At 68.9% G+C, this 24,431-nt stretch carries 20 protein-coding genes; 9 read left to right on the top strand and 11 right to left on the bottom strand.

Annotated elements, in window-relative coordinates; genetic code table 11:
- Nucleotides 1-87 precede the first annotated feature (87 nt).
- The 4 genes from mgtA (at nucleotide 88) to VMD50_RS18675 (ending at nucleotide 9,075) form a co-directional block, all read left to right on the top strand.
- Complete coding sequence (gene mgtA, locus VMD50_RS18660) at nucleotides 88-2,769, top strand: magnesium-translocating P-type ATPase (RefSeq protein ID WP_325429454.1); 2,682 nt, start codon at nucleotides 88-90, stop codon at nucleotides 2,767-2,769.
- A gap of 262 nt (nucleotides 2,770-3,031) precedes the next feature.
- Nucleotides 3,032-4,330 carry a magnesium transporter MgtE N-terminal domain-containing protein gene (locus VMD50_RS18665; protein ID WP_325429456.1) on the top strand — a complete coding sequence of 433 codons (1,299 nt, stop codon included), beginning with the start codon at nucleotides 3,032-3,034 and terminating at the stop codon, nucleotides 4,328-4,330.
- 1 nt (nucleotide 4,331) lies between these two features.
- Nucleotides 4,332-6,041: an NRAMP family divalent metal transporter gene (locus VMD50_RS18670; protein WP_325429458.1), complete on the top strand. Its 1,710-nt coding sequence runs from the start codon at nucleotides 4,332-4,334 to the stop codon at nucleotides 6,039-6,041.
- Nucleotides 6,042-6,171: 130 nt separating this feature from the next.
- Complete coding sequence (locus tag VMD50_RS18675) at nucleotides 6,172-9,075, top strand: arylsulfatase (protein WP_325429460.1); 2,904 nt, start codon at nucleotides 6,172-6,174, stop codon at nucleotides 9,073-9,075.
- Between the two features lie 9 nt (nucleotides 9,076-9,084).
- On the opposite strand, the gene VMD50_RS18680 is transcribed toward VMD50_RS18675, so the two are convergent.
- The 3 genes from VMD50_RS18680 to VMD50_RS18690 form a co-directional block, all read right to left on the bottom strand.
- Nucleotides 9,085-9,297: a hypothetical protein gene (locus tag VMD50_RS18680; protein WP_325429462.1), complete on the bottom strand. Its 213-nt coding sequence runs from the start codon at nucleotides 9,295-9,297 to the stop codon at nucleotides 9,085-9,087.
- 82 nt (nucleotides 9,298-9,379) lie between these two features.
- A complete protein-coding gene (locus VMD50_RS18685) occupies nucleotides 9,380-9,691 on the bottom strand; it encodes a DUF732 domain-containing protein (RefSeq protein ID WP_325429464.1) in 312 nt (103 codons plus the stop codon).
- A 120-nt stretch (nucleotides 9,692-9,811) separates the two neighbouring features.
- Complete coding sequence (locus tag VMD50_RS18690) at nucleotides 9,812-10,159, bottom strand: DUF732 domain-containing protein (RefSeq protein WP_325429466.1); 348 nt, start codon at nucleotides 10,157-10,159, stop codon at nucleotides 9,812-9,814.
- A gap of 163 nt (nucleotides 10,160-10,322) precedes the next feature.
- Here VMD50_RS18690 and VMD50_RS18695 point away from each other — a divergent pair, with 163 nt between their 5' ends.
- Together VMD50_RS18695 and pstS are read left to right on the top strand one after the other, a co-directional pair.
- The gene (locus tag VMD50_RS18695) at nucleotides 10,323-11,249 is read left to right on the top strand and encodes a CE1 family esterase (RefSeq protein WP_325429468.1); all 927 of its coding nucleotides are present in this window, start codon (nucleotides 10,323-10,325) and stop codon (nucleotides 11,247-11,249) included.
- A gap of 81 nt (nucleotides 11,250-11,330) precedes the next feature.
- Nucleotides 11,331-12,431: a phosphate ABC transporter substrate-binding protein PstS gene (gene pstS / locus VMD50_RS18700; RefSeq protein WP_325429514.1), complete on the top strand. Its 1,101-nt coding sequence runs from the start codon at nucleotides 11,331-11,333 to the stop codon at nucleotides 12,429-12,431.
- Here the strand turns inward: pstS and VMD50_RS18705 are convergent.
- The 4 genes from VMD50_RS18705 to VMD50_RS18720 form a co-directional block, all read right to left on the bottom strand.
- Nucleotides 12,426-12,746 (bottom strand): DUF732 domain-containing protein, encoded by a 321-nt coding sequence (locus VMD50_RS18705; RefSeq protein ID WP_325429470.1) that lies wholly within the window; start codon nucleotides 12,744-12,746, stop codon nucleotides 12,426-12,428. The two genes, pstS and VMD50_RS18705, sit on opposite strands and share 6 nt — an antisense overlap.
- An 82-nt stretch (nucleotides 12,747-12,828) precedes the next feature.
- Nucleotides 12,829-13,584, bottom strand: a complete 756-nt coding sequence (nei2, locus tag VMD50_RS18710; RefSeq protein WP_325429472.1) for an endonuclease VIII Nei2 — start codon at nucleotides 13,582-13,584, stop codon at nucleotides 12,829-12,831.
- A gap of 13 nt (nucleotides 13,585-13,597) precedes the next feature.
- Nucleotides 13,598-18,190, bottom strand: coding sequence for an ATP-dependent helicase (locus tag VMD50_RS18715; protein WP_414686117.1), 4,593 nt, complete (start codon nucleotides 18,188-18,190; stop codon nucleotides 13,598-13,600).
- A 44-nt stretch (nucleotides 18,191-18,234) separates the two neighbouring features.
- Complete coding sequence (locus VMD50_RS18720) at nucleotides 18,235-18,900, bottom strand: TetR/AcrR family transcriptional regulator (RefSeq protein WP_325429474.1); 666 nt, start codon at nucleotides 18,898-18,900, stop codon at nucleotides 18,235-18,237.
- A gap of 385 nt (nucleotides 18,901-19,285) precedes the next feature.
- Here VMD50_RS18720 and VMD50_RS18725 point away from each other — a divergent pair, with 385 nt between their 5' ends.
- Complete coding sequence (locus tag VMD50_RS18725) at nucleotides 19,286-19,669, top strand: hypothetical protein (RefSeq protein WP_325429476.1); 384 nt, start codon at nucleotides 19,286-19,288, stop codon at nucleotides 19,667-19,669.
- Nucleotides 19,670-19,671: 2 nt separating this feature from the next.
- Here VMD50_RS18725 and usfY read toward each other — a convergent pair whose 3' ends face one another.
- Entirely contained in the window at nucleotides 19,672-20,007 is a 336-nt protein-coding gene (gene usfY, locus VMD50_RS18730) for a protein UsfY (RefSeq protein ID WP_325429478.1), read from the bottom strand.
- Between the two features lie 31 nt (nucleotides 20,008-20,038).
- A complete protein-coding gene (locus VMD50_RS18735) occupies nucleotides 20,039-20,419 on the bottom strand; it encodes a hypothetical protein (RefSeq protein WP_325429480.1) in 381 nt (126 codons plus the stop codon).
- Nucleotides 20,420-20,719: 300 nt separating this feature from the next.
- Here VMD50_RS18735 and VMD50_RS18740 point away from each other — a divergent pair, with 300 nt between their 5' ends.
- Both VMD50_RS18740 and VMD50_RS18745 read left to right on the top strand, forming a co-directional pair.
- Nucleotides 20,720-21,157, top strand: a complete 438-nt coding sequence (locus tag VMD50_RS18740; RefSeq protein ID WP_325429482.1) for an ATP-binding protein — start codon at nucleotides 20,720-20,722, stop codon at nucleotides 21,155-21,157.
- Nucleotides 21,154-21,942 carry an RNA polymerase sigma factor SigF gene (locus VMD50_RS18745; protein ID WP_325429484.1) on the top strand — a complete coding sequence of 263 codons (789 nt, stop codon included), beginning with the start codon at nucleotides 21,154-21,156 and terminating at the stop codon, nucleotides 21,940-21,942. Before VMD50_RS18740 ends, VMD50_RS18745 begins: the two co-directional genes overlap by 4 nt.
- On the opposite strand, the gene VMD50_RS18750 is transcribed toward VMD50_RS18745, so the two are convergent.
- Together VMD50_RS18750 and VMD50_RS18755 are read right to left on the bottom strand one after the other, a co-directional pair.
- A complete protein-coding gene (locus VMD50_RS18750) occupies nucleotides 21,913-22,344 on the bottom strand; it encodes an STAS domain-containing protein (protein WP_325429486.1) in 432 nt (143 codons plus the stop codon). The genes VMD50_RS18745 and VMD50_RS18750 overlap by 30 nt on opposite strands.
- A gap of 196 nt (nucleotides 22,345-22,540) precedes the next feature.
- The gene (locus tag VMD50_RS18755) at nucleotides 22,541-24,334 is read right to left on the bottom strand and encodes an acetyl/propionyl/methylcrotonyl-CoA carboxylase subunit alpha (protein WP_325429488.1); all 1,794 of its coding nucleotides are present in this window, start codon (nucleotides 24,332-24,334) and stop codon (nucleotides 22,541-22,543) included.
- Nucleotides 24,335-24,431: the final 97 nt, after the last annotated feature.

Genomic DNA, 24,431 nt, shown 5'->3' on the forward strand with positions numbered 1-24,431 from the left:
ACTGCCCGCCGAGGACCAGATATCGACGTACTGATTGACGGCAGTCGAACAACTGGTTTCGTCGGATGGACGTAGGGGAGCCCCGCCATGTCTCTGACACCGAAGGTGAGTGCTGCGCCGGACTCGGGGACGCTGACCGCCAAGCGGGTCGCGACCGCCCCCGCCGAGCAGGTCCTGGGATGGCTGGACAGCTCGGCCGGCGGGCTCTCCAGCGCCGAGGCGTCCGCCCGGCTGGCGCGGTATGGCCCGAACGCGGTGCGGACCCACCACGTCAACGCGCTCGCGGTCATGGGCCGTCAACTGCGCAACGCGGTGCTGATCCTATTGGCCGGCACCGCGATCGTCTCGTACTTTCTGGGCGACAGCATGCAGGCCGTCATCATCGGCGTGATCCTCGTGGCCAGCATAGGTTTGGGCTTCGTCAACGAATACCGCGCTGAGCGGGCCGCCGCGGACCTGCACGGGCGGGTGCATCACAACGCCCTGGTGCGCCGGGACTCGAAGTTCGTCACGGTCGACGTCACCGACCTGGTGCCCGGTGACGTGATCCGGCTGTCGTTGGGTGAGGCAGTGCCCGCCGACGTCCGGCTACTCGACGTCACCGGCCTGGAGTGCGACGAGAGCATCCTGACCGGGGAGTCGACGGGCTCGGAGAAATCGCCCCAGCCGGTGCCCGCCGGCGCGGAATTGGCCGAATCGACGGACCTGGCGTTCATGGGCACCATCGTCAGCGCCGGGGAGGGCACCGGGGTGGTGTACGCCACGGGTAAGGATGCCGAATTCGGCCGCATCGCAGCGGGTTTGGACAAGCGGCAACCCGAAACCGACTTCCAGGTGGGGCTGCGCCGGTTCTCCTACCTGCTGCTGCAGGTCGCGATCGCGCTGATGTTGGTCATCCTGGTCAGCAACCTGCTGTTGCACAAGCCGATCATCGATTCGGTGCTGTTCTCGCTGGCGATCGCGGTCGGCATCACGCCGCAGCTGCTGCCCGCCGTGGTCAGCACCAGCCTGGCGACGGGGTCGCGGCAATTGGCCAAGTCGAAGGTGCTCGTCAAACGCCTGGTGTGCATCGAAGACCTGGGCGACATCGACATCCTGATCACCGACAAGACCGGCACGCTGACCGAGGGCCGGATCCGCCTGGTCGGCGCGATCGACCCCGCCGGCGCGCCGGCCGAGCCGGTCCGGCGGCTCGGGTTGCTGGCCACCGACGTCGATCCGGAATCCGGAGGCGTGAGCGCCAATCCGCTGGACGCCGCCCTGTGGGAATCCCCACGGCCGCAGCAGTTGGTCGGCGACGCGGTGCGCCGGGTCGCAATCCTGCCGTTCGACCACGAACGGCGTTCGACGTCGGTGCTGGTCGACGAAGACGGGCAACGCCTCCTCGTGGTCAAAGGCGCCCCCGAACAGGTCATGGCCCGGTGCGACGGGACGCCGGCGGTCGCAAACGAGACCCTGGCGGCCCTGTTCGCCGCCGGACGGCGGGTGGTCGCCGTGGCCACCCGGCCCGCCCCCGAGCTGACTGAGCTCACCGGGATCACCGCCTCCGACGAACACGACCTGACGCTGGCCGGCTTCCTGGTCTTCGCCGACGAACCCAAACCCGCGGCACGCCAGTCCCTGGCGCAGCTGGCGGCGCTGGGCATCGAACTCAAGATCGCCACCGGCGACAATCCGCGCGTCGCCGAAAAGGTCTGCGCCGATCTCGATTTGGCATCCAAGGGCACCGTCACGGGCGCCGAGCTCGAACCGCTCGACGACGACGGGTTCGTCGACGCAGCGCGAAACCACACCATCTTCGCCCGCATCTCCCCGGAGCAGAAGGCCCGGCTGATCACCGCGCTGCGCCGCAACGGGCGATCGGTTGGCTTCCTCGGCGACGGCGTCAACGACGCCTTGGCCCTGCACGCCGCGGACGTGGGGATCTCGGTCGACAGCGCCACCGACGTCGCCAAGGATGCGGCCGACGTGGTGCTGCTGGAGAAAGACCTGGGCGTGCTGGCCACCGGCGTGGCCGAGGGCCGCCGGATCTTTGCCAACACCATCAAGTACGTGCTCATGGGCACGTCAAGCAACTTCGGCAACATGTTCAGCGCGGCCGCCGCGTCGGCGCTGTTGCCGTTCCTGCCGATGCTGCCCAGCCAGATCCTGCTGAACAACCTGCTCTACGACAGCTCGCAATTGGCGATCCCGACCGACCGGGTCGACGCGGACCAGCTGCAGGCGCCGTCGCATTGGAACGTCGCCTTCATCCGCCGGTTCATGCTGATCTTCGGCCCGATCAGCTCGCTGTTCGACTTCCTGACCTTCGGGTTGATGCTGGGGGTGCTGCACGCCGGCGCCATCGAGTTCCGAACCGGCTGGTTCGTGGAATCGCTCGCGACCCAAACGCTGATCATCTTCGCCATCCGCACGCGCAAGGTGCCGTTCTTCCGCAGCCGCGCGAGCGTTCCGCTCACGATCACCAGCCTCACCGTGGTCGCGGTCGGTGTCGCGCTCACCATTTCGCCTCTCGCTTCCCCCCTGGGGTTCACCCCACTGCCGTGGCTGTTCTTCGCCGCGCTGGCCGGCTTCGTCGCCATCTATCTCGTCCTCGTGGAGCTGGCGAAGGTGATGTTCTACGCCGAGCCGATTCACCCCCCAGGGCATCGCACCCGCGGACACGCCCATCGCATCCGGCGGCGCGCGGCGCGATTCCACTACGTCAACGGCATTCCGCCCCGCGCGCGGCGGCCACGGACGATCGGTCGCACCCCGGTGGCGGTGTAAAGAAGTGCCAAACGGCCCTCCTGCCGGGGTGGGGGGCGGGCTGGCATCCCGGCGCACGGGGCGCTGATCCTACTGCCCGAAACAGATTGATCCAAGACGGTTTCCGACCCGGCTAAAGGGCACAAGGTCACACTCGTGTCGGTGCGATGGGCCCTGTTTGTCGTGGTTTTCGCTGCTCAGAATCGAGGGGTGCCCCGTCACCAAGCCGGGTCACAGATCATCGGAGTGATCATCCATGAACAGATCCCGAGCAACCTCAAGCGTGGCTGCAGCTCAGCCCACCACGCTGATTCTGTTAACGCAGCTGCTGGACCAACCCTTGGTAACCCTTGACCGACACCCCGTCGGCAACGTGATCGACGTCGTCGCGGAGCGTTGCGATGGCCGCGATCTGGTGATCACCGGATTGGTCGCTCGCGTCGACGACCGCCAAGGTTTCGTGCCGATGAAGCAGCTCACGTTTCTCGAGGGCGCCGTCGTTATCGACACGGTTCCCCGATTCGATGGCCCCTACCGACGGCGCCCTTCGGAGCTGCTGCTGGTCACCGATGTGCTCGGACGCCGGCTGCTCGATGTGCGGATCGGCAAGCTGGTGCGCGCCCGCGACATCGATCTGATCCTGTATCACGGTCGCTGGACGGTCGCCGGGGTCGACGTGGAATGGGGCGGCTGGTGGCATCACCTGGTCGGTCCAATCAGCCGTTATCGCGCTCACCGCAGATGGGACGCGCTCGAACCTCTCACCACCACCGAAGACGGGCCAATGGTGGGACGTTTCGGCGCCGGGCTGGCCCGGCTGAAAGCCGCCGAGGTGGCCGACCTGCTCGAAAACGCTTCAGCAGCAGAGACACATGACATTCTCGGCGACCTGGCCAACAACCCCGAACTGGAAGCCGACGTATTCGAAGAACTGGACAACGATCACCTCGCCAAGCTGCTGGAAATGCGCGATGACGCCGACATCGCCACATTGCTGACACGCATGAGGACCGACACGGCCGCCGACGCAATCGCGACTCTGCCCCGCGACCGACTGACCCGCATTCTGGATCTTCTGCCCGCCCACCACCGGGTCAAGCTGTCGATGCTGCTGGGCTACAACCCCACCACCGCGGGAGGGTTGATGGGCGTCGACTTCCTTACCGCGCCAGGCAAAGCCGACGCCAAACATGTCCTCGCCCGCGTCGCCGACGCCGCCGCGATGGAACCACAGGCGCTGAGCAACGTGTATCTGGTCGACCACCACAGGCGGTTGACCGGCGTGGTCACCTTGCCGCAGCTGGTGCAGGCCAAACCCGGCACCCCGGTCGATCAACTGGCCGACCACGACCCGATAAAGATCACCCCCGACGCCGACGTCGAGGACGTCGCGCTGCTGATGAGCGACCACAACCTGGTCAGCTTGCCCGTCGTCGATCCGCCTGGCCGGATGATCGGGCTGATCACCGTCGATGACGTCCTGGAAACCACGATTCCCATCGATTGGCGGCGCCGCAGCGGCTGGTCGCCGCGGGTGACGGAAACCGATCCCGCCGCGCCGTCCACCGACGAGGCACCCTGACATGGGCCACCCACCAGTGCCGTCGGCGAAACCATCAGTACGGCCACCACGCCGACGGCACCCGCCGGCGTCCGGCGACCTACAGGTTCACGACCGCATCCCGGACGGACAACCCTTTGGTATCGACCGCACCGATATCGAAGGCGCGCTCGGGCGGGTCCGCGTCGCCCAGTACGCCCAGGACGGCAGGCGCGGCCCCAAGCGCCGTGTCTTGACCTTCCTGGCGATCATGGGCCCCGGCCTGATCGTGATGATCGGCGACAACGACGCCGGCGGGGTCGCAACGTATGCGCAGGCGGGCCAGAACTACGGCTACAGCCTGCTGTGGACGATGACGCTGCTGCTGCCGGTGCTGATCGTCATCCAGGAGATGGTGGTGCGGTTGGCCGCGGTCACCCACATCGGCCACGCCGAGCTGGTGACCCAACGATTCGGCCGCTTCTGGGGCTGGTTCTCCTCCGCCGACCTCTTCGTCCTGAACTTCCTCACCCTGGCCACCGAATTCATCGGGGTGGCATTGGCGTTGGAGTACTTCCACATCGGCCGCACCGTCTCGGTGCCGATCGCCGCCGCGGCCTTGATCGCGATCACCGTGACCGGAAGCTTCCGCCGCTGGGAGCGGGCGATGTTCGCCTTCCTGGCCATCAATGTGCTTCTGGTGCCGCTGCTGTGGTTGTCGCACCCCGACTATCAACAGGTTGTCCGCGGCATCCTGGTGCCGGGTGTCCAGGGCGGGATGTCTTCGGATGCGGTATTGCTGATCATCGCGATCATCGGCACCACCGTGGCGCCCTGGCAGCTGTTCTTCCAGCACGGCAATGTCATCGACAAACGCATCACCCCCCAATTCCTGAACTACGAGCGCACCGACAACATCGTCGGGTCGATCGTGACCCAGCTTGGCACCGTCGTCTTCATGGTGGTTGGCGCGGTTGCGGTGGCCGGCACACCACTGGCGCGCAAATTCACCGACGCGCTCGGTGTCGCCAACGCGCTATCGGCGCACAGCCGGCTGCTCGCAACCTTTTTCGCGATCCTGTTACTGGACGCCAGCATCGTCGGCGCGGCTGCGGTCACCTTGTCATCCAGCTACGCCTTCGGCGATATGTTCAGGGTGCACCACTCACTGCACCGCCGTTTCAGCGAAGCCAAGCCCTTCTACATCACGTTCACCCTGCTGGTCATCCTCGCGGCGGCGCTGGTGTTGATACCCCATGCAGCGCTCGGTTTGATCACCATGGCGGTGCAGGCGCTCGCCGGAATCCTGCTTCCCGCCGCGTGCGCCTTCCTGCTACTACTGTGCAACGACCGCCAGCTGCTCGGACCGTGGGTGAATCCTCGCTGGCTGAACATCCTGAGCAGCATGATCATTGGAGGCCTGCTGGTGCTGTCGTGCACCCTGATGATCACCACGATCTTTCCCGCCACCAACACGTCCGCCGTGCTGACGGCCGTCACCGTCTCGCTGATCGCCGGGTCGGGGGTCGCATTCACCGCGTTGCGCCTCACCAGCGGCTCATCGCTCGCCGACACGAAGCTCCCGCCCGTCGACCGATCCCAGCGCATGACATGGCGAACCCCACCACTTGCCACTCTGCCGCCCTACCGCTGGTCACCGAGCCTTCGGCTCGCCATGGTCCTGCTTCGCGGCTATCTGATCTTGTGCGTAGTGCTGCTCGCCGTCAAAGTCGTTCAACTCAGCCACACCTGAGTGGCATTCGACTCACTACATGGTCATCGCTAGGTCGCAGAGTGAAATCACCGGTAACGACGCCCCCGCGGCTTCGTCGAGGTCTATATTTCCGACCGGCGACGCCGCTAACCTTCGAAGGAGTCAAGTCATGAGCGAAGAGCACACGCTGGTCATTGTCGCCGGTTATGAGGATCTCGACTCGGCTCGCCGGGATTTCGAAACTCTGACCGAGCGGACCAAGGCCAAGGACGTCTCGCTGCGGGGCGCGGTGCTCGTCGGCAAGGACGCCGACGGAACACCCGTGCTGGTGGACACGGGCAATCGACTCGGCCGCCGCGGTGCCGCGTGGGGGGCCGGGGCGGGCCTGGCCGTCGGCCTGTTCTCGCCGGCGCTGCTGGCCTCCGCAGTCGTCGGCGCGGCCGCCGGGGCGCTGGCGGGCACGTTCGCCGACCACCGGATCAAGAGCGGGCTGGCCGACAAGATCGGGCAGGCGCTGGCCGCGGGCAGCGGCCTGATCATCGCCGTGACGCCGGCAGCCGGGCGGCTCGCCGTCGAGCAGGCGCTGGGCGGCTCGCCGATGAAATCGGTTGCCGAGCTCAGCCATTCGACGCTGAGGAGCTTGGGCGCGGCGCTGGAAGAGGCGATGGGCAAGTTCAATCCCGACCGCACCCGGCTGCCGTTGCCGCAACGCGGCTTCGGCGGCACCATCGGCCGCACCATGGCGGACTCGGTCGGTGACTGGACCATCGTTCCCGGGCCGAAGGCGCCCGACGGCGCGCCCAACGTGTTGATCGTGCTCATCGACGACGCCGGGTTCGGCGGCCCGGACACCTTCGGCGGCGGAATCCGGACGCCGACGCTGACCCGGGTGGCGCGAAACGGGTTGACCTACAACCGCTTCCACGTCACGGCGGTCTGCTCGCCGACAAGGGCGGCGCTGCTGACCGGGCGCAACCACCACCGGGTGGGCTTCGGATCGGTCACCGAGTTTCCGGGCCCCTTCCCGGGCTATTCGTCGGTCAAGCCGCGAAGCTGTGCCGCGTTGCCGCGCATCCTGCGCGACAACGGCTACGTGACAGGCGGTTTCGGCAAGTGGCACCTGACCCCCGACAACGTCCAGGGGGCGGCGGGGCCGTTCGACAACTGGCCGCTGGGCTGGGGATTCGACCACTATTGGGGATTTCTGTCCGGCGCCGCCGGCCAGTACGACCCGATCATCACCCAGGACAACTCCGTCTCGGGTGTTCCGCAGGGTAAGGGCGACAGGCCCTACTACTTCCCCGACGACCTCACCGACAAGGCCGTCGAATGGCTGCACGCCGTGCGCGCCCAGGACGCCGAGAAGCCGTGGATGATGTACTACTCGACCGGCGCCACCCACGCGCCGCACCACGTGTTCGCCGAATGGGCCGACAAGTACCGCGGTCAGTTCGACGAGGGCTGGGACGTCTACCGGCGCAAGACATTCGAGCGGCAAAAGCAGCTCGGCGTCATTCCGCCCGACGCCGAGCTCACCGAGCGGCCCGACCTCTTCCCGGCGTGGGACGGCCTGTCGGACAGCCAGAAGAAGCTTTTCGCCCGGCAGATGGAGGTGTTCGCCGGGTTCTCGGAAAACGCCGACTGGAACGTCGGCCGGCTTTTGGACGCGATCGAGGATCTCGGCGAGACGGACAACACGCTGGTCTTGTACATCTGGGGCGACAACGGCGCCAGCATGGAGGGCACGGTCACCGGCTCGTTCAACGAGATGACGTTTTTGAACGGGGTGGTGCTCGACGCCGACCATCAGCTGGAGCTCATCGAGCAGTACGGCGGGATCGAGGCGCTCGGCAACGAGTTCACCGCACCGCATTTCGCCTCGGCCTGGGCGCATGCCAACAACACCCCGTTTCAGTGGGGCAAGCAGATGGCCAGCCACCTGGGCGGGGCGCGTGACCCGATGGTGGTCGCCTGGCCGGCCAGGATCCGGCCCGACGCCAGGGTTCGTGACCAATTCACCCACTGCATAGACATCGCGCCAACGGTGTTGGAAGCCATCGGTTTACCGCAGCCGGCCACCGTCGACGGCATCGATCAGGAACCCTTGGACGGCACCAGCTTCGCCCACACCTTCGACGACGCGGCGGCCGAAGAGCGCCACACCGTGCAGTACTTCGAGATGTTCGCCAGCCGCGCCATCTACCGGGACGGGTGGTGGGCCTGCGCCCGGCTGGACAAGGCGCCGTGGGACTTCTCACCGGAGACGCTGCAGCGGTTCGCGCCCGGAAAATACGATCCCGACGAGGACGTCTGGGAGCTGTACTACCTGCCCGACGACTTCTCCCAGGCGCGCAACGTCGCGGCCGAGCATCCCGACAAGGTCGCCGAGCTCACGCAACTGTGGTGGGCCGAGGCCGAACGCAACCGGGTGCTGCCGCTGCTGGGCGGGCTGGCGGTGATGTTCGGCAGCCTGCCGCCGCTGCCCACCACCACACGGTTCACCTTCAAGGGCGACGTGCAAAACATCCAGCGCGGCATGGTCCCGCGCATCTTCGGCCGCTCCTACGCGATCGAGGCAAACCTGACGGTCCCCGATGACGGCGCGCAGGGCGTGATCGTCGCCGACGCCGACTTCATCGGCGGGTTCGCGTTATGGGTCGACGAGGGGCGGCGCCTGCGCCACACCTATTCGTTCCTCGGCGTGGACACCTACCGGCAGGTGTCCTCCGAGCCGATCCCGACCGGGGACGTCACGGTCCGGATGCTGTTCGAATCCGACCAGCCGGTCCCCGGCTCGGGCGGCCGGGTGACGCTGTGGGCCGACGATCGGCTGATCGGCGAGGGCGAGATGGCCAACACGGTGCCGCTGGCCTTCACCTCCTACGCCGGGATGGACATCGGCCGCGACAACGGCCTGGTCGTGGACCGCGACTACCAGGACAAGGCGCCCTACGCGTTCACCGGATCGGTCAAGGAGGTCGTCTTCGACCTCAAACCCGTTGCGCCCGAAGCCGAGAAGGCGCTGCACGAGCACGCCGCTGTCCAGGCCGTCGGGCGGGGCGCCGCGGGCTGAGGCCGCAGATTACTGCTCGGCCCGGAGGACATTCGCACCGGCGAGACCGGATTGAATACCACGGTCGATCTGGTCCGCGACGGACGACCCGTCGTTGGAGACGGTCTCCGGGCAGCTGCAGCTGAGGTCGTTGAACACGCTGGGGTCGGCGCCGGCGGGCACCGCTATCGCCACCGCGGCCCCGACTGCAAGGGCGGCGCCGGCAAGGATTTTCGATACCACTCGTTGTTCTCCGCGCTAGTTGGTAGCCAAAATCTTAGGTACCTAAAAGTCGCTTATCTGCTAGCGCGGCGTTTCGATTGCGTTAAGACGCGTGCGCCGGGCAGTACGCGCTGATGCTCGCGCCGACGAAGTAACCGGCGTGGTAGCCGTCCAGGCCGCTGTTGGCCTGCACGGTCGACGCGACCTGGGTGGGGGTCTTGCCGCTGTCGAGTTCGGCGCAGACCTCATGGCCGGCGATGACGGCCTTCTCCGGCGATCCGAAGCGGATGCCCTTGGCCGTCAGCGCCGCCACGAAGGCGTCGTCGTTCGCGTCGGCGCGGGCGATCGGCGCGGCTGCCGCGAGGGGGCCCAGCACGGCCAGCACGACCAGCAGGGGAGCCCCCACGCGTGACATCTCCCATCCTCCCTCAGCCGCGGATGCTGCACTTTACAGCTTCGCACACGGCACCGATCGCAAATTGCGATCACGGGGAGAGAAAGTAGCGGCTTTGAGCGCGGTGCGGGCGTTATGCCGTCACGACGGAATGTCCGCGTACTGCGGGCAGTACGCGCGTTCGGCCAGGGCGACGAAGTATCCGGCGTTGTCGCCGTCCAGGCTGCTGCTGTTCATCACGTCGGTCGCGATCTGCTCCTGCGTCTTGCCCATGTCGAGCTGGTGGCAGACCAGATGACCCGCCGCGATGGCGGATTTGGCGTTGTCGTGCTCGATGCCGTGGGCATGCAACGCCGCGATGAACGCGTCGTCGGTGCCGTCCGCCTGCGCAGTTGGGGCCCCGACCAGCGGGCCGAGCAGCGCGACGGCCGATGCGAAGCCGGTCGCCAGCAGTGAGAGCAGCAGGCGCTTGCGGGTGCGGGTACTCATCATTTTTAATACCCCCAAGGGTCTTGAAAGATCCGGTGTTCGACGACTGAAGGTTCGACCTAGAACGTTGCAGGCAGGTTACAGCTTGGCATCGTTCAATCATCGCGGATGTTGCGAACATCGCAACATTGGTTATGTCGTCCCGGCGCGCTAGCTTGACGTGGTGCCGTACCCGCGCTGGCTGACGCTCGCCGTCCTGGCGGCATGCGCGGTCGGCGTGGCGGGCTGCGGCGTGCGGCCCGTGTCGGCGGCCAGCCCCCGGGATCTGTCCGCCACGTTGCGTTCCGCCGGCATGGACCGCACGTACACGCTGCACGTGCCGCCCGGCGATCCCGTCGGCCTGGTGCTCAGCCTGCACGGCGGCGGCGGCACCGGCACCGGGCAGCGGGGCCTGACCGACTTCGACACCGTTGCCGACGCCAACCACCTGCTGGTGGCCTATCCCGACGGTTTCGGCAAGAGCTGGGCCGACGGGCGGGGGGCCTCACCGGCGGATCGCCATCACGTCGACGACGTCGGGTTCCTGGTCGCGCTGGCGGGCAAGCTGCAGAGCGACTACGGCATCGCGCCCGGGCACGTTTTCGCCACCGGCATGTCCAACGGCGGCTTCATGGCCTACAAGCTCGCGTGCGAGCGCGCCGACGTCTTCGCCGCGATCGCGCCGGTGGCGGGCACGCTCGGCGCGGGCGTTGCCTGCCATCCGTCGCGGCCGGTGTCGGTGCTGGCGGCACACGGAACCGCCGACCCGCTGGTGCCGTTCAACGGCGGAGACGTGCGGGGACGCGGCGGGGTCAGCCACTCCGTCGCGGCGACCGGCATGGTGAACACGTGGCGCTCGGCCGATGGCTGCCGGGGCGATCCGTCGACGCAGGTTTTACCCAACGTCGGCGACGGCACCGTCGTGCACCGCTTCGATTCCGCGGCGTGCGCCGTGTCGACCGAGGTGGTGTTCTACCAGATCGACAACGGCGGCCATACCTGGCCGGGAGGCAGGCAATATCTGCCCCAGGCGATCATCGGGCGCACCTCGCGTGCGCTGGACGCCTCGGAGGTCATCGCACGGTTTTTCCTCGCGCACGGCCGCGATTAGCCCGGAAGCGCCTGCCGGGTGATCTTGTTACTATGCCTCATGGCGGCGATCGTCCCATCCGGGCCCTTTTCGGGAATTCGCTTGAAGCTCAATCGATTTGGCACCGCGGTGAGCATCCTGGCCGCCGGCGCGGTGGTGTTGTCGGCCTGCGGTGGCGAGCACCACACCGCCGGGGGAAGCTCGCCGCCGGCGAAGGTCGCATGCGCCGGCAAGCCGGCGTTGCGGGCCAGTGGCTCCACCGCCCAGCAGAATGCGATGACCCGCTTCGTCAAGGCCTTCGAGCAAGCCTGCCCCGGGCAGTCGCTGAATTACACGCCCAACGGTTCCGGCGCCGGGATCGCCGAATTCCTGGGCAACCAGACGGATTTCGCCGGCTCGGATTCGCCGCTGAGCGCCGACGAGTACTCGCGCGCGCAGCAGCGGTGCGGCTCGCCCGCGTGGAACCTGCCGGTGGTGTTCGGCCCGATCGCCATCGCCTTCAACGTCAACGGCGTGACCGCGCTGAGCCTCGACGGTCCCACCGCGGCCCGGATCTTCAACGGCGGCATCAACACCTGGAGCGATCCCGCCATCCAGGCGCTGAACCCCGGCGCCGTCCTGCCGGCCGAGCCGATCCGTGTGGTGTTCCGCAGCGACCAGTCCGGCACCACGGACAACTTCCAGCGCTACCTCGACACCGCTTCCAACGGCGCGTGGGGCAAGGGCGCCGGGAAGACGTTCAACGGTGGCGTCGGGGAGGGCGCCAAGGGCAACGACGGCGCCGCCGCGGCCGTCAGGAGCACCGAGGGGTCGGTCACCTACAACGAATGGTCGTTCGCCCAGGCGCAACACCTGAACATGGCCAAGGTCATCACGTCCGCCGGTCCGGACCCGGTGGGCATCACCGCGGACTCGGTGGGCAAGACGATCTCGGCCGCCTGGTTCATCAAGCAGGGCAACGACCTGGCACTGGACACCATCTCCTTCTACCGGCCCAACCAGGCCGACTCCTACCCGATCGTGTTGGCGACGTACGAGATCGTCTGCTCGAAGTACGCCGACCCGCAGGTCGGTGCGGCCGTGAAGGCGTTCCTGCAGAGCACGATCGGCGCCGGGCAGGACGGACTGGCGGACAACGGGTATATCCCTATCCCGCAGGGGTTCAAGCCGCGGTTGTCGACCGCGGTCGACGCCATCTCATGACCCGCGATACCTCGGGCAGTACGCCGCCACGCTGGCGCCGATGAAGTACCCGGCGCGATAGCCGTCCAGGTTGCTGTTGCTCATCACCTCGGTGGCGATGTCGGACTTCTGCTTACCGAGATCGAGTTCGTCGCAGACCTCGTGACCGGCGACGATCGCGTCTTGCGGAGATCCGAATTGGATGCCCTTGAGCTTCACCGCCGCCACGAACGCGTTGTCGACCGCGTCGGCGCGCGCGGCCGGCGCGGCCGACACCGTGAGACCGAGCAGCGCAACCAACGCGCCCAGGCCGCGCACTACCCCGGTGGTCGGCACTGCTGGGACCTCCCCGTGGACCATTGCTGCCGGCACTCCGGGCCGCTGACACCCAAGATCATTGCACGCCGCGGTCGGAAGTTCACCGCTGGCAGGACGGGCACCAGTACACCACCCGCTCACCGCTGTCGTCGTGGTTGATGCGGGTGCCGCAGCGGCGGCAGGGCTGCCCCGCGCGCCCGTAGACCCACAGCTGCCGGCCGGCCCGGGTGTCGCCGGTGGTGCAGCGGTTCCACCGGAAGCGGTTGGACCACAGCATGTCCCGGGCGCGCGAGACCAGCCGGCGCGGGTCGGTGACCGCGCTGACGGGCGCGGTGGGCAGGTGCCCGCTGACGAAACACAGTTCGTTGCAGTACACGTTGCCGATCCCGGCCAGCACCCGCTGGTCCAGCAGCGCCTCGCCGAGCGGCCGGTCGGGGCGTGCCGTCAGGTTGGCGGCGGCCCGCGCCGGATCCCAGTCCCGGCCCAGCAGATCGGGTCCCAGGTGCGCGACCGCGTCGGTGTCACGGTCGCGCTCCAGGATCTCCAGCACGCCCAGGTCGACGCCAACGGCGCGGATGTCGTTGGCCTCCAAGACGATTCGCGCGCGGTGATCCACCCGCACCGGGCGTTTGCCGACGCGCCAGCTGCCGTCCATCTTCAGATGCGAGTGAATGCTGGCCCGCCCGACCCGGATGAACAAGTGCTTGCCACGGGTGAGCACCTCGTCGACGACCTGCCCGGTCAGGTCGACGGTGGCAAACCGCGGCACCCGGACGTCGCAACGGGTCAGCGTGCGCCCGGCCAGGTGCTCTCGCAGCATGGCCGCGGTGTGCCAGACGGTGTCGCCCTCGGGCATTATTTTCCAGACGTCATCGCAAGCGCACTCCGCGCGGGGTCCGGACGAATCCGGCTTCGTGCAGGGCGTCCGCCACCTGGCCGGGCCCGTCGTGGGGCTGCAACGCCGGCGTCCCGTCGATGCGTTCTACCAGGATCGACGCGACGCGCCGGGCGGCGACCAGGTCGGCCAGTGCCGCGGCCGCCACATGGTGGGCCGCGGGGTCGTCGGTGAACGTCAGCAGTGACCGCCCGCCGCGCTCCAGGAACCAGGCCAGCTCGCCGTCGACCAGCACGACCAGCGCCCCCGCCTTGCGGCCGGGCCGCGCGCCCTCGGCGCCGGCGGCGGGCCAGGGCAGCGCGGCGCCGTAGGGGTTGGCCGGGTCGGCGGCGGCCAGCGCGACGGCCCGGTACTCCGGGCGCTCCGGGTCGATGCCGTCGGTGTAACTGCGCAACCGGTCGACGGTGGATGCGACGGCGAATTGGGAGCCGCCCAACGACTCGACGAAGTAGCCGCGCTGGCACCTGCCGGCCTCCTCGAAGGTGCCCAGCACCTTGTAGATCGTCGCGAAACCGCCCGGCACGCCCTCGGCAGCCACCGCGCCCCTGGTGAGCACGCCGTGGCGGTTCAACAGCAGCTCGGCCTGATGGTGGGCCCGCACCGTGGAGTCCGGCTCCGGGGCCGGCAGCGCCGACCATCGCCCGGCCACGGTCGGGTCGGTGCTGCGGTGCTGGGCGTGCCCGACGCTGTAGCGGCTCAATCGCGGCGGGCGGTGCGTCCGGTGCGCCGGCGCGGAGCGTTTGCGGGCTCCCGCGCCGCCCAGGACGGCGCGGACGGGCGCGAACGTGTCGCCGGTGATCCAGCCGGCCCAGATGAGCTCCCACAGCGCGTCTTTGAGCGCCGCGTCGGAAAGCCCGCTCCCGGCGAGCTGACGGAAGAAGTACGCTCCGCCGCCGGCCAGCGTGTCCAGGATCGCGCGGTGGACGTCGGTGAGCTCGAGCGAGGCGGGGCCGGCCAGCGTCAACGGCGCGGAATCGCTCGGGTGCAGCGCGATCCAGCCGTCGCTGCCCGAGATCGACCCGGCGCCCGACCAGGTGACCTCGCCGGTGGCGAGCAGTTCGTCGAGCAGCGCGGGGGAGTAGTCCCGGACCCGCGGCGCCAGGATCAGCGGCTCGATCGCCGAGGCCGGCATCCGGACGCCGGCCAGCTGATCGATCACCGAGACCAGCCCGTCGATGCCCGACTGGGGCGACGTCACGTGGTGCCAGGCCGGCAGGAAGCGCCCATAGGCGGCGGTGCTCACCGGCTCCACCTGCGCGCGCAGCGCCGCCAGCGAGCGCCGCCGCAGGATGCGCAGCACTTCCCCGTCGCACCACTGCTCGGCGCCGTAGCCTTCGGCCGCGCCGACGAAGTCGCCGCGCAACAGCTTGCCGGCAGAACCTGGGTCGGACAACCGACCCAAGACGTCGGCGGTGACCCGCAGCCCCAGGCCGAACCGGGCGGCGGCTTCGGCCGTGCTGAACGGGGTGTGCGTGCGCGCGTAGCGGCCCAGCAGCTCGCCCAGCGGGTCGGCCACCGCCTCGGTGAAGGCCGCCGGCACGCCCAGCGGAACCGCGGCCCCGACCCCGTCGCGCAACCGGCCGATGTCCTCGACGGCCACCCACCAGCTGCGGCCGGCGAACGACACCGTCAGCGCGCGCCTGGCGGCCCGCAACCCCTCCAGCCAGCCCCCGACGTCGGCGCCGCCGGCGCGCGCCGAGAGCTCGTCCTCGGTCAGCGGGCCCAGCAGTCGCAGCAGGTCCGCGGCGCCTTCGGCGTCGCGCGCGGCCCGGTCGGCCGACAGGTGCTGCAGCTGCCGGCCGGTCGCGGCGATGACCTCGGGATCGAGCAGCTCGCGCAGCTCCACCCGGCCGAGCAGCTCGGCCAGCAGCGTGCTGTCCAGCGCCAGCGCCGCGGCCCGGCGCTCGGCCAGCGGGGTGTCACCCTCGTACATGAAGGCGCCGACGTAGCCGAACAACAGGGACGCCGCGAACGGGGAGGGCTTGGCCGTTTCCGCTTCGAGCACCCGCACCCTGCGCTGGGCGATGCCGGTCATCAGCCCGGCCAGCGCCGGGACGTCGTAGACGTCCTGCAGGCATTCGCGGATGGTCTCCAGCACCACCGGGAAGTCCGGGTACTTGCGCGCCACGTCCAGCAGCTGGGCCGCGCGCTGGCGCTGGTGCCACAGCGGCGAGCGACGGCCCGGGTGCCGGCGGGGCAGCAGCAGCGCGCGGGCCGCGCACTCGCGGAACCGCGACGCGAACAGCGCCGAGCCGCCCACCTCGGCCGTGACGATCGGGTCGATCTCGTCGGCGTCGAAGACGAAGAGTTCGGCACCGGGAGGGGCACCGTCTTCGCCGGAAAGGTCGGTGTCGGGCAGGCGCACCACGATGCCGTCGTCGGAGGCGGTCGGCTTTTCGTCGATGCCATAGCGTTCGCGCAGCCGCCTGCCCACCGCCAGCGCGAGCGGTCCGTGCACCCGCAGCCCGTACGGCGAGTGCAGGATCACCCGCCAATCGCCCAGCTCGTCCCGGAACCGCTCGACCAGTAGGGTGGTGTCGGTGGGCACCACCCCGGCCGTGGTCCGCTGCTCGTCCAGCAGCCCCCAAAGGTTGTCGGTCGCGTAGGCGTCGAAACCCAAAGCGCCGCAACGTTTGTCGAATGCCGCGCGCTTGAGTGCCGCCAGCTCGCCGGTGAACGCGCCGAGCGCGGCGCCGAGCTCGGCCGGCCGGCCCACGTCGTCGCCGCGCCAGAACGGCAACCGGGCCGGCTGACCCGGCGCGGGAATCACCAGCACCCGGTCGTGGGTGATCTCGGTGATCCGCCAGCTGGTGGCGCCCAGCGAGATGACGTCGCCCGGACGCGACTCGTAGACCATCTCCTCGTCGAGTTCACCGACCCGCGACGGCTTTTCCGACTCGGTGGCGAGGTACACGGTGAACAGCCCCCGGTCGGGGATGGCGCCGCCGGACGTCACCGCCAGCCGCTGCGCGCCGGGCCGCGCGGTCAGCGTGCCGGTGTCGCGGTCGTAGACCAGGCGCGGCCGCAGCTCGGCGAATTCGGTGGACGGGTACTTGCCGCTCAACAGGTCCAAGGTGGCCTCGTACACGCTACGCGGCAGCGTCGCGAACGGGGCGGCGCGCCGCACGGTGTCGAACCACCGGTCGGCGTCCAGCGGCTCGAGCGCGGCGGCCGCCACGGTCTGTTGCGCCAGGATGTCCAGCGGGTTGGCGGGCACCCGCATCGTCTCGATCTGGCCGGCGAGCATGCGCTGCACCGTCACCGCGCACCCGATCAGGTCGGTGCGGTGCTTGGGGAAGAGCACGCCCCGGGACACCTCGCCGACCTGGTGGCCGGCCCGCCCGATGCGTTGCAGGCCGCTGGCCACCGACGGCGGCGCCTCCACCTGGATCACCAGGTCGACGGCCCCCATGTCGATGCCCAGCTCCAGGCTCGACGTCGCCACCACCGCCTTGAGCAGCCCCCGTTTGAGGTCCTCTTCCACCAGGGCGCGCTGTTCCTTGCTCACCGAACCGTGGTGGGCGCGCGCGAGCACGGCATCGGCGCCCAGCGTCTGGCCGCTGCCCATGATGTGGGCCGGCGCCCCGCCCGGCACCTTGCTGTTGATGTCGCCTGCGAGCTCGACCCCGCACCGGTCGGCGTGGATCTCGTTGAGCCGGGCGGTGAGCCGTTCGGCCAGCCGGCGCGAGTTGGCGAACACGATCGTCGAGCCGTGCGATTCGATGAGGTCGACCAGGCGCGCCTCGACGTCGGGCCAGATCGTGTTGTTCGCGAGGTTGGCCATGTCGGGCACCGGGACCTGCACGGTCAGCTCGAGCGTCTTGGCCGACGGCGGGGCCACTACCGTTGTCCGAATGGTGGGGGCTCCACCGGACAAGAACCGCGCCAGCTCCTCGGGCGGGCGCACGGTCGCCGACAACCCGATGCGCTGCGCGGGCCGCGCTTGAGAAAAGCCGGAGCGCAGGTCGTCCAGCCGCTCCAGCGACAGCGCGAGGTGTGCGCCGCGCTTGCCGCCCGCGATGGCGTGAATCTCGTCGACGATCACCGTCTGCACGCCCGCCAGGGTGTCGCGGGCGGCCGAGGTCAGCATCAAAAACAGCGACTCCGGGGTGGTGATCAGCACGTCGGGCGGGTGCGCGATGAGCTGACGGCGCGCGGCGGGCGGGGTGTCGCCGGAGCGGACCCCGACGCTGATGTCGGGCGCGGGCAGCCCATGGCGCTCGGCGATCCGGGTGAGCCCCGTCAGCGGGGTGCGCAGGTTGCGCTCGACGTCGACCGCCAGCGCCTTGAGCGGGGAAACGTACAGCACGCGTGTGCCGGCCGGCCGTTCCGGCCCGGCGCGAAGAGTGGCCAACCCGGCCAGGCTGTCCAGAGCCCACAGGAACGCCGCGAGCGTCTTGCCGGATCCGGTCGGCGCGATCACCAGGGTGTTGTCACCCTTGGCGATGGCGTCCCACGCCTGCGCCTGCGCCCTGGTCGGCGCTGCGAAGGTGTTGTGGAACCACTCGCGCGTGATCGCGCTGAACCGGTCCAACGGGTCCGGCGGCGGATGGGTGCGGGTGCTCACCCCACCATGGTGCCAATGCCCACCGACACAAAACCTTCGGGTTTCTACAGCCTCGCGGTGGCCATCGCCTCCGAGAGCTCGTTCGGAATCTCCGGCACCCGGGCGATGGCGTCGAGCAGCGCGTGCGCGCAGGCGTCGGCCAGCCGGTCGGCGTCGGTCGTGGGGTCCATGATGCGCTGACGGCAGATCTCGAAGGTGAACGCCAGCCAGCCCTGAATGATCACCCGCAGGTCCCGCTCGACCCCCAACTGCAGCGCGCTGGTGTCCGGCATCCCGCTGACGACCTCGCCGATGCGGGACATGATGTGTTCCATCTGGCGGTTCTTGGCCTCGTCGTCGATGCCGAGCAGGACCGGGTCGGACCGGCCGAGGCCCACGTAGGCGGCCCACGCGGCCTCCGGATGCTGCTGGTGATAGGCCATGTAGGCCAGCACACCGGTCCGGATCTCCTCGAACATGGTCAGGCCGGCGGGTGGCGGGTTGTTGGTGGCCTCGTACAGGCGGTCGGCCTCGTCCTTGACGACGGCGGCGAAGAACGCCCGCTTGTCGGGGAAGTAGTGATACATCAGCGCGCGCGACACCCCCGCGCGCTCGGCTATCTCGTCGATGCGGACCTCGTCGTAGGGTCGCTTCCCAAAGACTTCTGCCCCCAAAGCGAGCAGCTCGGCCCGCCGGTCCTCAGGGGATAGCCTCCTCCTGGCTGTCACCATGTGTCAGATAGTACTCATATGGAATGAGACGGCCGCCACACTGCGCTGACCCGGGCTGCGCGCCCCGCGCCTGCGGTAATGCGCCGGACCCCAGCGCCATCGCGGCGCCGCCCGCCGCCTAGCCCGCCGAAAGCCCTTGCGCCGGCCCGTCGTTGAGGCCGGTTGGCGTCGTGGATCGACACCGCCCGCTCGGCGCGCGCAGGCACCGACGCGGTTTGCCGGGGGTCGTCGCCGGGTATCTGTTCCGGTGCGACCCTCCCGCCAGGGGCACTGGTCAAAGAGGGGCCGAATGCGCGCGAAACGCGCACAAAAATCATCGGGGCGCACGTAACTAATGCGACGCGGCAAACGATGAAACTCAAAGCAGCGAGCATGAGGGGCTTTGATGCAGAGAGCGCATGAGCAGTCGCCCGGCGACCGCTTGGGGCAGGACGGCGGCGAGGTGCATGCCGCCATCCGCTTTGCCGTGCTCGCCGCGGCCGCCGGCGTCGGCTTCGTGGTGCTGGCCGCACTGTGGGTCAGCACCTGCCCGGGAACGGGCGTGGACACGGTGGCCTGTGGCGCGCCGCAGCGCACGATGCTCGCGTTCGGCGGTCCGTTGATTCTGATGGCCGGTGGGCTCTGGGCTTTCCTGCGCACCTACCAGGTGTGGAAGGCCCACGGCATCTGGTGGGCATGGCACGGCGCCGGCTGGTTTCTGTGGACGCTGATGGTGGTGGCGCTCGGCCTGGGTTTTTCGCCCATCGCCGGCCCGGTGCTGGCCCTGTGAGCTCAGGTCCCCGCGGGCTCCTGTCTGACGGCGCCCCGTTGCGGCGGAGTGTGGGCTTCCGCGGTCAGGTGCCACTGCTCGTCGATGCGGGCCACCCGGCGATGCTCCACCACGAACCACAACGCGCCCGCGATCGTTCCCAGCACGGCGACCAGGCTCGTGGTGGCCAGCCACTCGTAGTGCCCGTAGGCGGCGGCCGCCGTCATGCTGATCATCCCGGCCACCGCGACGGCCAACAGGATCAAACCGGGCCAGTAGAGGTTGTCCTTCATCGTGAAACCGGCGTGCGGTTGCGTGGTCCGGAAATGATCCGTCGGATCGCGATGCCTGTCGCTCATCACCTCTCCTTTCGTCGTCCGCCGGATCCGGTCAGGTCGCGACGGCCCGATCGCGGGCGAGCGCCTCGGGCAGCGATATCGCCCCGATCGTCGTTATCAGCCACACGACGACGGTCGTGGCGGCCCAGGACGCGACACCGCGAATGGTGAGCCCGTGGGTGAATACCGAGGCCAGCGCCAGCGCGACCAGGGTGAGTACCAGGCCGGTGCCCCCGAGCAGCAGCGACGCGTAAGCGCGGGGCAACTTGACGATCAGCAGCGACAGCGCCGCCTGCGCGACCGTGAACAACACCACGGCGACGACGAACCCCGGCACCGACACCGACACGCCGGGCACCACTCGGGCCGCCACCAGCAGTCCGACCGACCAGGATGCGAGAAGCACAACTGCGCGAAGCAGAGCCTGCTTCATGCAATTCAGTGTAGGTCCCGACGTTGCGCCTGTTAAGGAGCTGACCCGCTTTTCCGGATTACTCGCCGCTGCAAATGGGTATCAGCTCTACACCATGATGAGTGCCGGAAGCGTTGCGTTAGCGTCGTTGCCCCGCGGGGGACAGAATCGCGAAGACACCGACATAGTCGTTTACTGCCAGAACGATCGCTTTGACCAGCGCGATCCCGGTCGTGCCGCATGACCAACCGGTTGGAACCAACGGTCGACGGCGGGCTGCGCAGCAGTAGTAATGTCGAGCCGACATTGCCGGGAGACCATATGACCGATGCGGGATCGCGCGTCAACAAGCGTCAACGCGGCCATCGCGCCGTCGAATTGCACGTTGCGGCACGCCTGGAGAACCTGGCGATGCTGCGCACGCTGGTCGGTGCCATCGGCACCTTCGAGGACCTGGATTTCGACGCGGTCGCCGACCTGCGGCTGGCGGTAGACGAAGTGTGCACCCGCCTGATCCGCTCGGCCACGCCGGACGCGACGCTGGTCGTCGTGGTCGACCCGCACGACGACGAATTGGTGGTGGAGGCTTCCGCGGCGTGCGACACGCACGACGTGGTGGCGCCGGGCAGCTTCAGTTGGCATGTGCTGACGTCCCTGGCCGACGAAGTCCAGACTTTCCACGACGGTCGCGAGCCCGGTGAGACCGGCAGTGTCTTCGGTATCACGCTGACTGCGCGACGGGCGGCCTCTAGCAGGTGACAGCGCGAGCTGCAGGCGGTTCGGTTTCGCGGCCGAACGAGTACGCCGATGTCCCGGACATGTTCCGTGAACTGGTCGGCGTCGCCCCCGACTCGATGGAATTCCAGCGCCAGCGCGACAAGATCGTGGAGCGGTGCCTGCCGCTGGCCGACCACATCGCCCGACGGTTCGAGGGCCGGGGCGAGCCCCGCGACGACCTGGTCCAGGTGGCGCGGGTCGGCCTGGTCAACGCGGTCGTCCGCTTCGACGTCGAGACCGGCTCGGATTTCGTCTCCTTCGCGGTGCCCACGATCATGGGGGAGGTCCGCCGGCACTTCCGCGACAACAGCTGGTCGGTCAAGGTTCCGCGGCGGCTGAAGGAACTGCACCTGCGGCTCGGCACCGCCACCGCCGATCTGTCGCAACGGCTCGGCCGGGCGCCGACCGCGACCGAACTCGCCTCAGAACTCGGGATGGAACGCGACGAGGTCGTCGAGGGCCTGGTGGCGGGCAGCTCCTACAACACGTTGTCCATCGACACCGGTGGCGGCAGCGACGACGACGACGCCCGCGCCATTGCCGACACCCTGGGTGACGTGGATGCCGGCCTCGACCGCATCGAGGACCGGGAGGCGTTGCGCCCGTTGCTCGAGGCGCTGCCCGAGCGGGAGCGAATGGTGTTGGTGCTCAGGTTCTTTGAGTCGATGACGCAGACCCAGATTGCCGAGCGGGTGGGCATCTCACAGATGCACGTGTCCCGGCTGCTGGCCAAGTCGCTAACGCGGCTGCGGGACCAGTTGCAGTAGCGGTCGCGCCCCTTCGCCGCCCGCCCGGGTCGGCTTCAGCAGCGGCTCCGCGTGCGGCGTCGTCACGGGCAGGGTGCCGTCGGGGTCGCAGATGCGCAACAACCGCTCCACCACCGCGCTGGGCACCATGGCCCAGCGGACCTGCGCGGACGAGCACGCGACGTTGATCCGGTGCAGCGCCGAAAAGCCCGCTGTACCAATGAATTCCAGGCCGCGAAGGTCGAGGATCACCCGTCGGGAACGCCTGACGCTGCGTTGCACATAGGCCGCGAGCTGATCGGCGTTCGCGGCGTCGAGCTCACCGTCGACGGTGATCACGGTGCCCAGCGCACCCCAGCGGGCGCTGAATTGAGCCGTGCGGCTCTGTTGCCAAGATTGGGCCACAGACATGCTTGTCTCCATCATTGGGAGGATCTGCTGTGGATGACGTCGGGTGGTTACCGAAGGTTCAAGACCCGGGAGTTCGCGTACCCCGCGCCCCCGACGCTATCCGGGCGGCTGTGAACTCAACCTGACCTGAACCCTACCCGCGGTGGGGGCGGGCCGACAACGTTCTCCTAAGTAATTCCCAGGAGCGCTGGTCAGACCCCTGCGGGCTTCACTTGATCTCGGCCAGCACCGTGCCCTGGGTGATGGCCGCGCCGGCCTCGACCGCAAGCCCGGTGATGGTGCCCTCCTTGTGGGCCGTGACCGGGTTTTCCATCTTCATCGCCTCGAGGACCACCACCAGGTCGCCGGCGGCGACCTCCTGCCCTTCCTCGACGGCGACCTTGACCACGGTGCCCTGCATCGGCGCGGTCACCGCGTCGCCGGAGGCCGCCGCGCCCGCGTGCGACCCGCGCTTGCGCGGCTTGGGCTTCTTGCGGATGACGCCGGCCGGGTCGGCCGCTCCGTTGGACAGCGCCAGGTCACCGGGCAGCGACACCTCGAGCCGGCGGCCGCCGACCTCGACGACCACCTTCTGGCGGGGCCGGGCGTCCTCTTCGTCCAGCGGCTCGCCGCCGGTGAACGGTTCGACGGTGTTGTTCCACTCGGTCTCGATCCACCGGGTGTGCACCGAGAAGCCGTTGTCGTCGCCGATGAACGCCGGGTCGGACACCACGGCGCGGTGGAACGGGATCACCGTCGCCAGGCCCTCGACCTCGAACTCGTCCAGGGCCCGCCGGGCGCGCGCCAGCGCCTCGTGCCGGTCGGCGCCGTACACGATCAGCTTGGCCAGCATCGAGTCGAACTGGCCGCCGATCACCGAGCCGGTCTCGACTCCGGAGTCCAGCCGCACGCCGGGCCCGGCGGGCGGGTGGAACTTGCTGACCGGCCCGGGCGCCGGGAGGAAACCGCGGCCGGCGTCCTCGCCGTTGATCCGGAACTCGATGGCGTGCCCGCGCGGCGCCGGGTCTTCGGTGATCTCGAGCTTTTCGCCGTTGGCGATCTTGAACTGCTGCAACACCAGGTCGATGCCCGCGGTCTCCTCGGTGACCGGGTGCTCGACCTGCAGGCGGGTGTTGACTTCCAGGAAGGAGATCAGGCCGTCCTGCCCGACCAGGTACTCGACGGTGCCGGCGCCGTAGTAGTGCGCCTCCTTGCAGATCCGCTTGGCCGAGTCGTGGATCTCCTTGCGCTGGAAGTCGGTCAGGAACGGCGCGGGCGCCTCCTCGACCAGTTTCTGGAAGCGGCGCTGCAGCGAGCAGTCGCGGGTGCCGGCGACCACGACGTTGCCGTGCTGGTCGGCGATCACCTGCGCCTCGACGTGGCGCGGCTTGTCGAGGTAGCGCTCCACGAAGCACTCGCCCCGGCCGAAGGCCGACACCGCCTCGCGGACGGCCGACTCGTACAGCTCGGGGATTTCCTCGATGGTGCGGGCCACCTTCATGCCCTTGCCGCCGCCGCCGAAGGCCGCCTTGATCGCGATCGGCACGCCGTACTCCTTGGCGAAGGCCACCACCTCGTCGGCGTCCTTGACCGGGTCGGGCGTGCCGGGCACGAGCGGGGCCTGGGCGCGGGCGGCGATGTGGCGGGCGGTGACCTTGTCGCCGAGGTCGCGGATCGACTGCGGGCTGGGGCCGATCCAGATCAGGCCGGCGTCGATGACCGCCTGGGCGAAGTCGGCGTTCTCCGACAGGAAGCCGTAGCCGGGGTGGATCGCGTTGGCGCCGGATTTCTCCGCCGCGTCGAGGAGCTTGCCGAAGTCCAGGTAGGACTCCGCGGAGGTTTGGCCGCCGAGGGCGAACGCCTCGTCGGCCAGCCGCACGTGCGGCGCGTCGGCGTCGGGCTCGGCATACACCGCCACGCTGGGCAGGCCCGCATCACGGGCCGCGCGGATCACCCGGACAGCGATCTCACCGCGGTTGGCGACGAGCACCTTGGAGATCCTCGAGCTGGCGTGACTAGCCACTGCGCCTCCTGTCGGCTGGACGTCTGCACGTCTGTACGTCTCTAAGAGAATTTCTTACAAGTCTTGTCCCGGGAAGTTTATGCGCCGCGCCGTAGAC

Origin of the sequence: Mycobacterium sp. (genome assembly GCF_035506235.1) — a bacterium.
Classification (GTDB): domain Bacteria; phylum Actinomycetota; class Actinomycetes; order Mycobacteriales; family Mycobacteriaceae; genus Mycobacterium.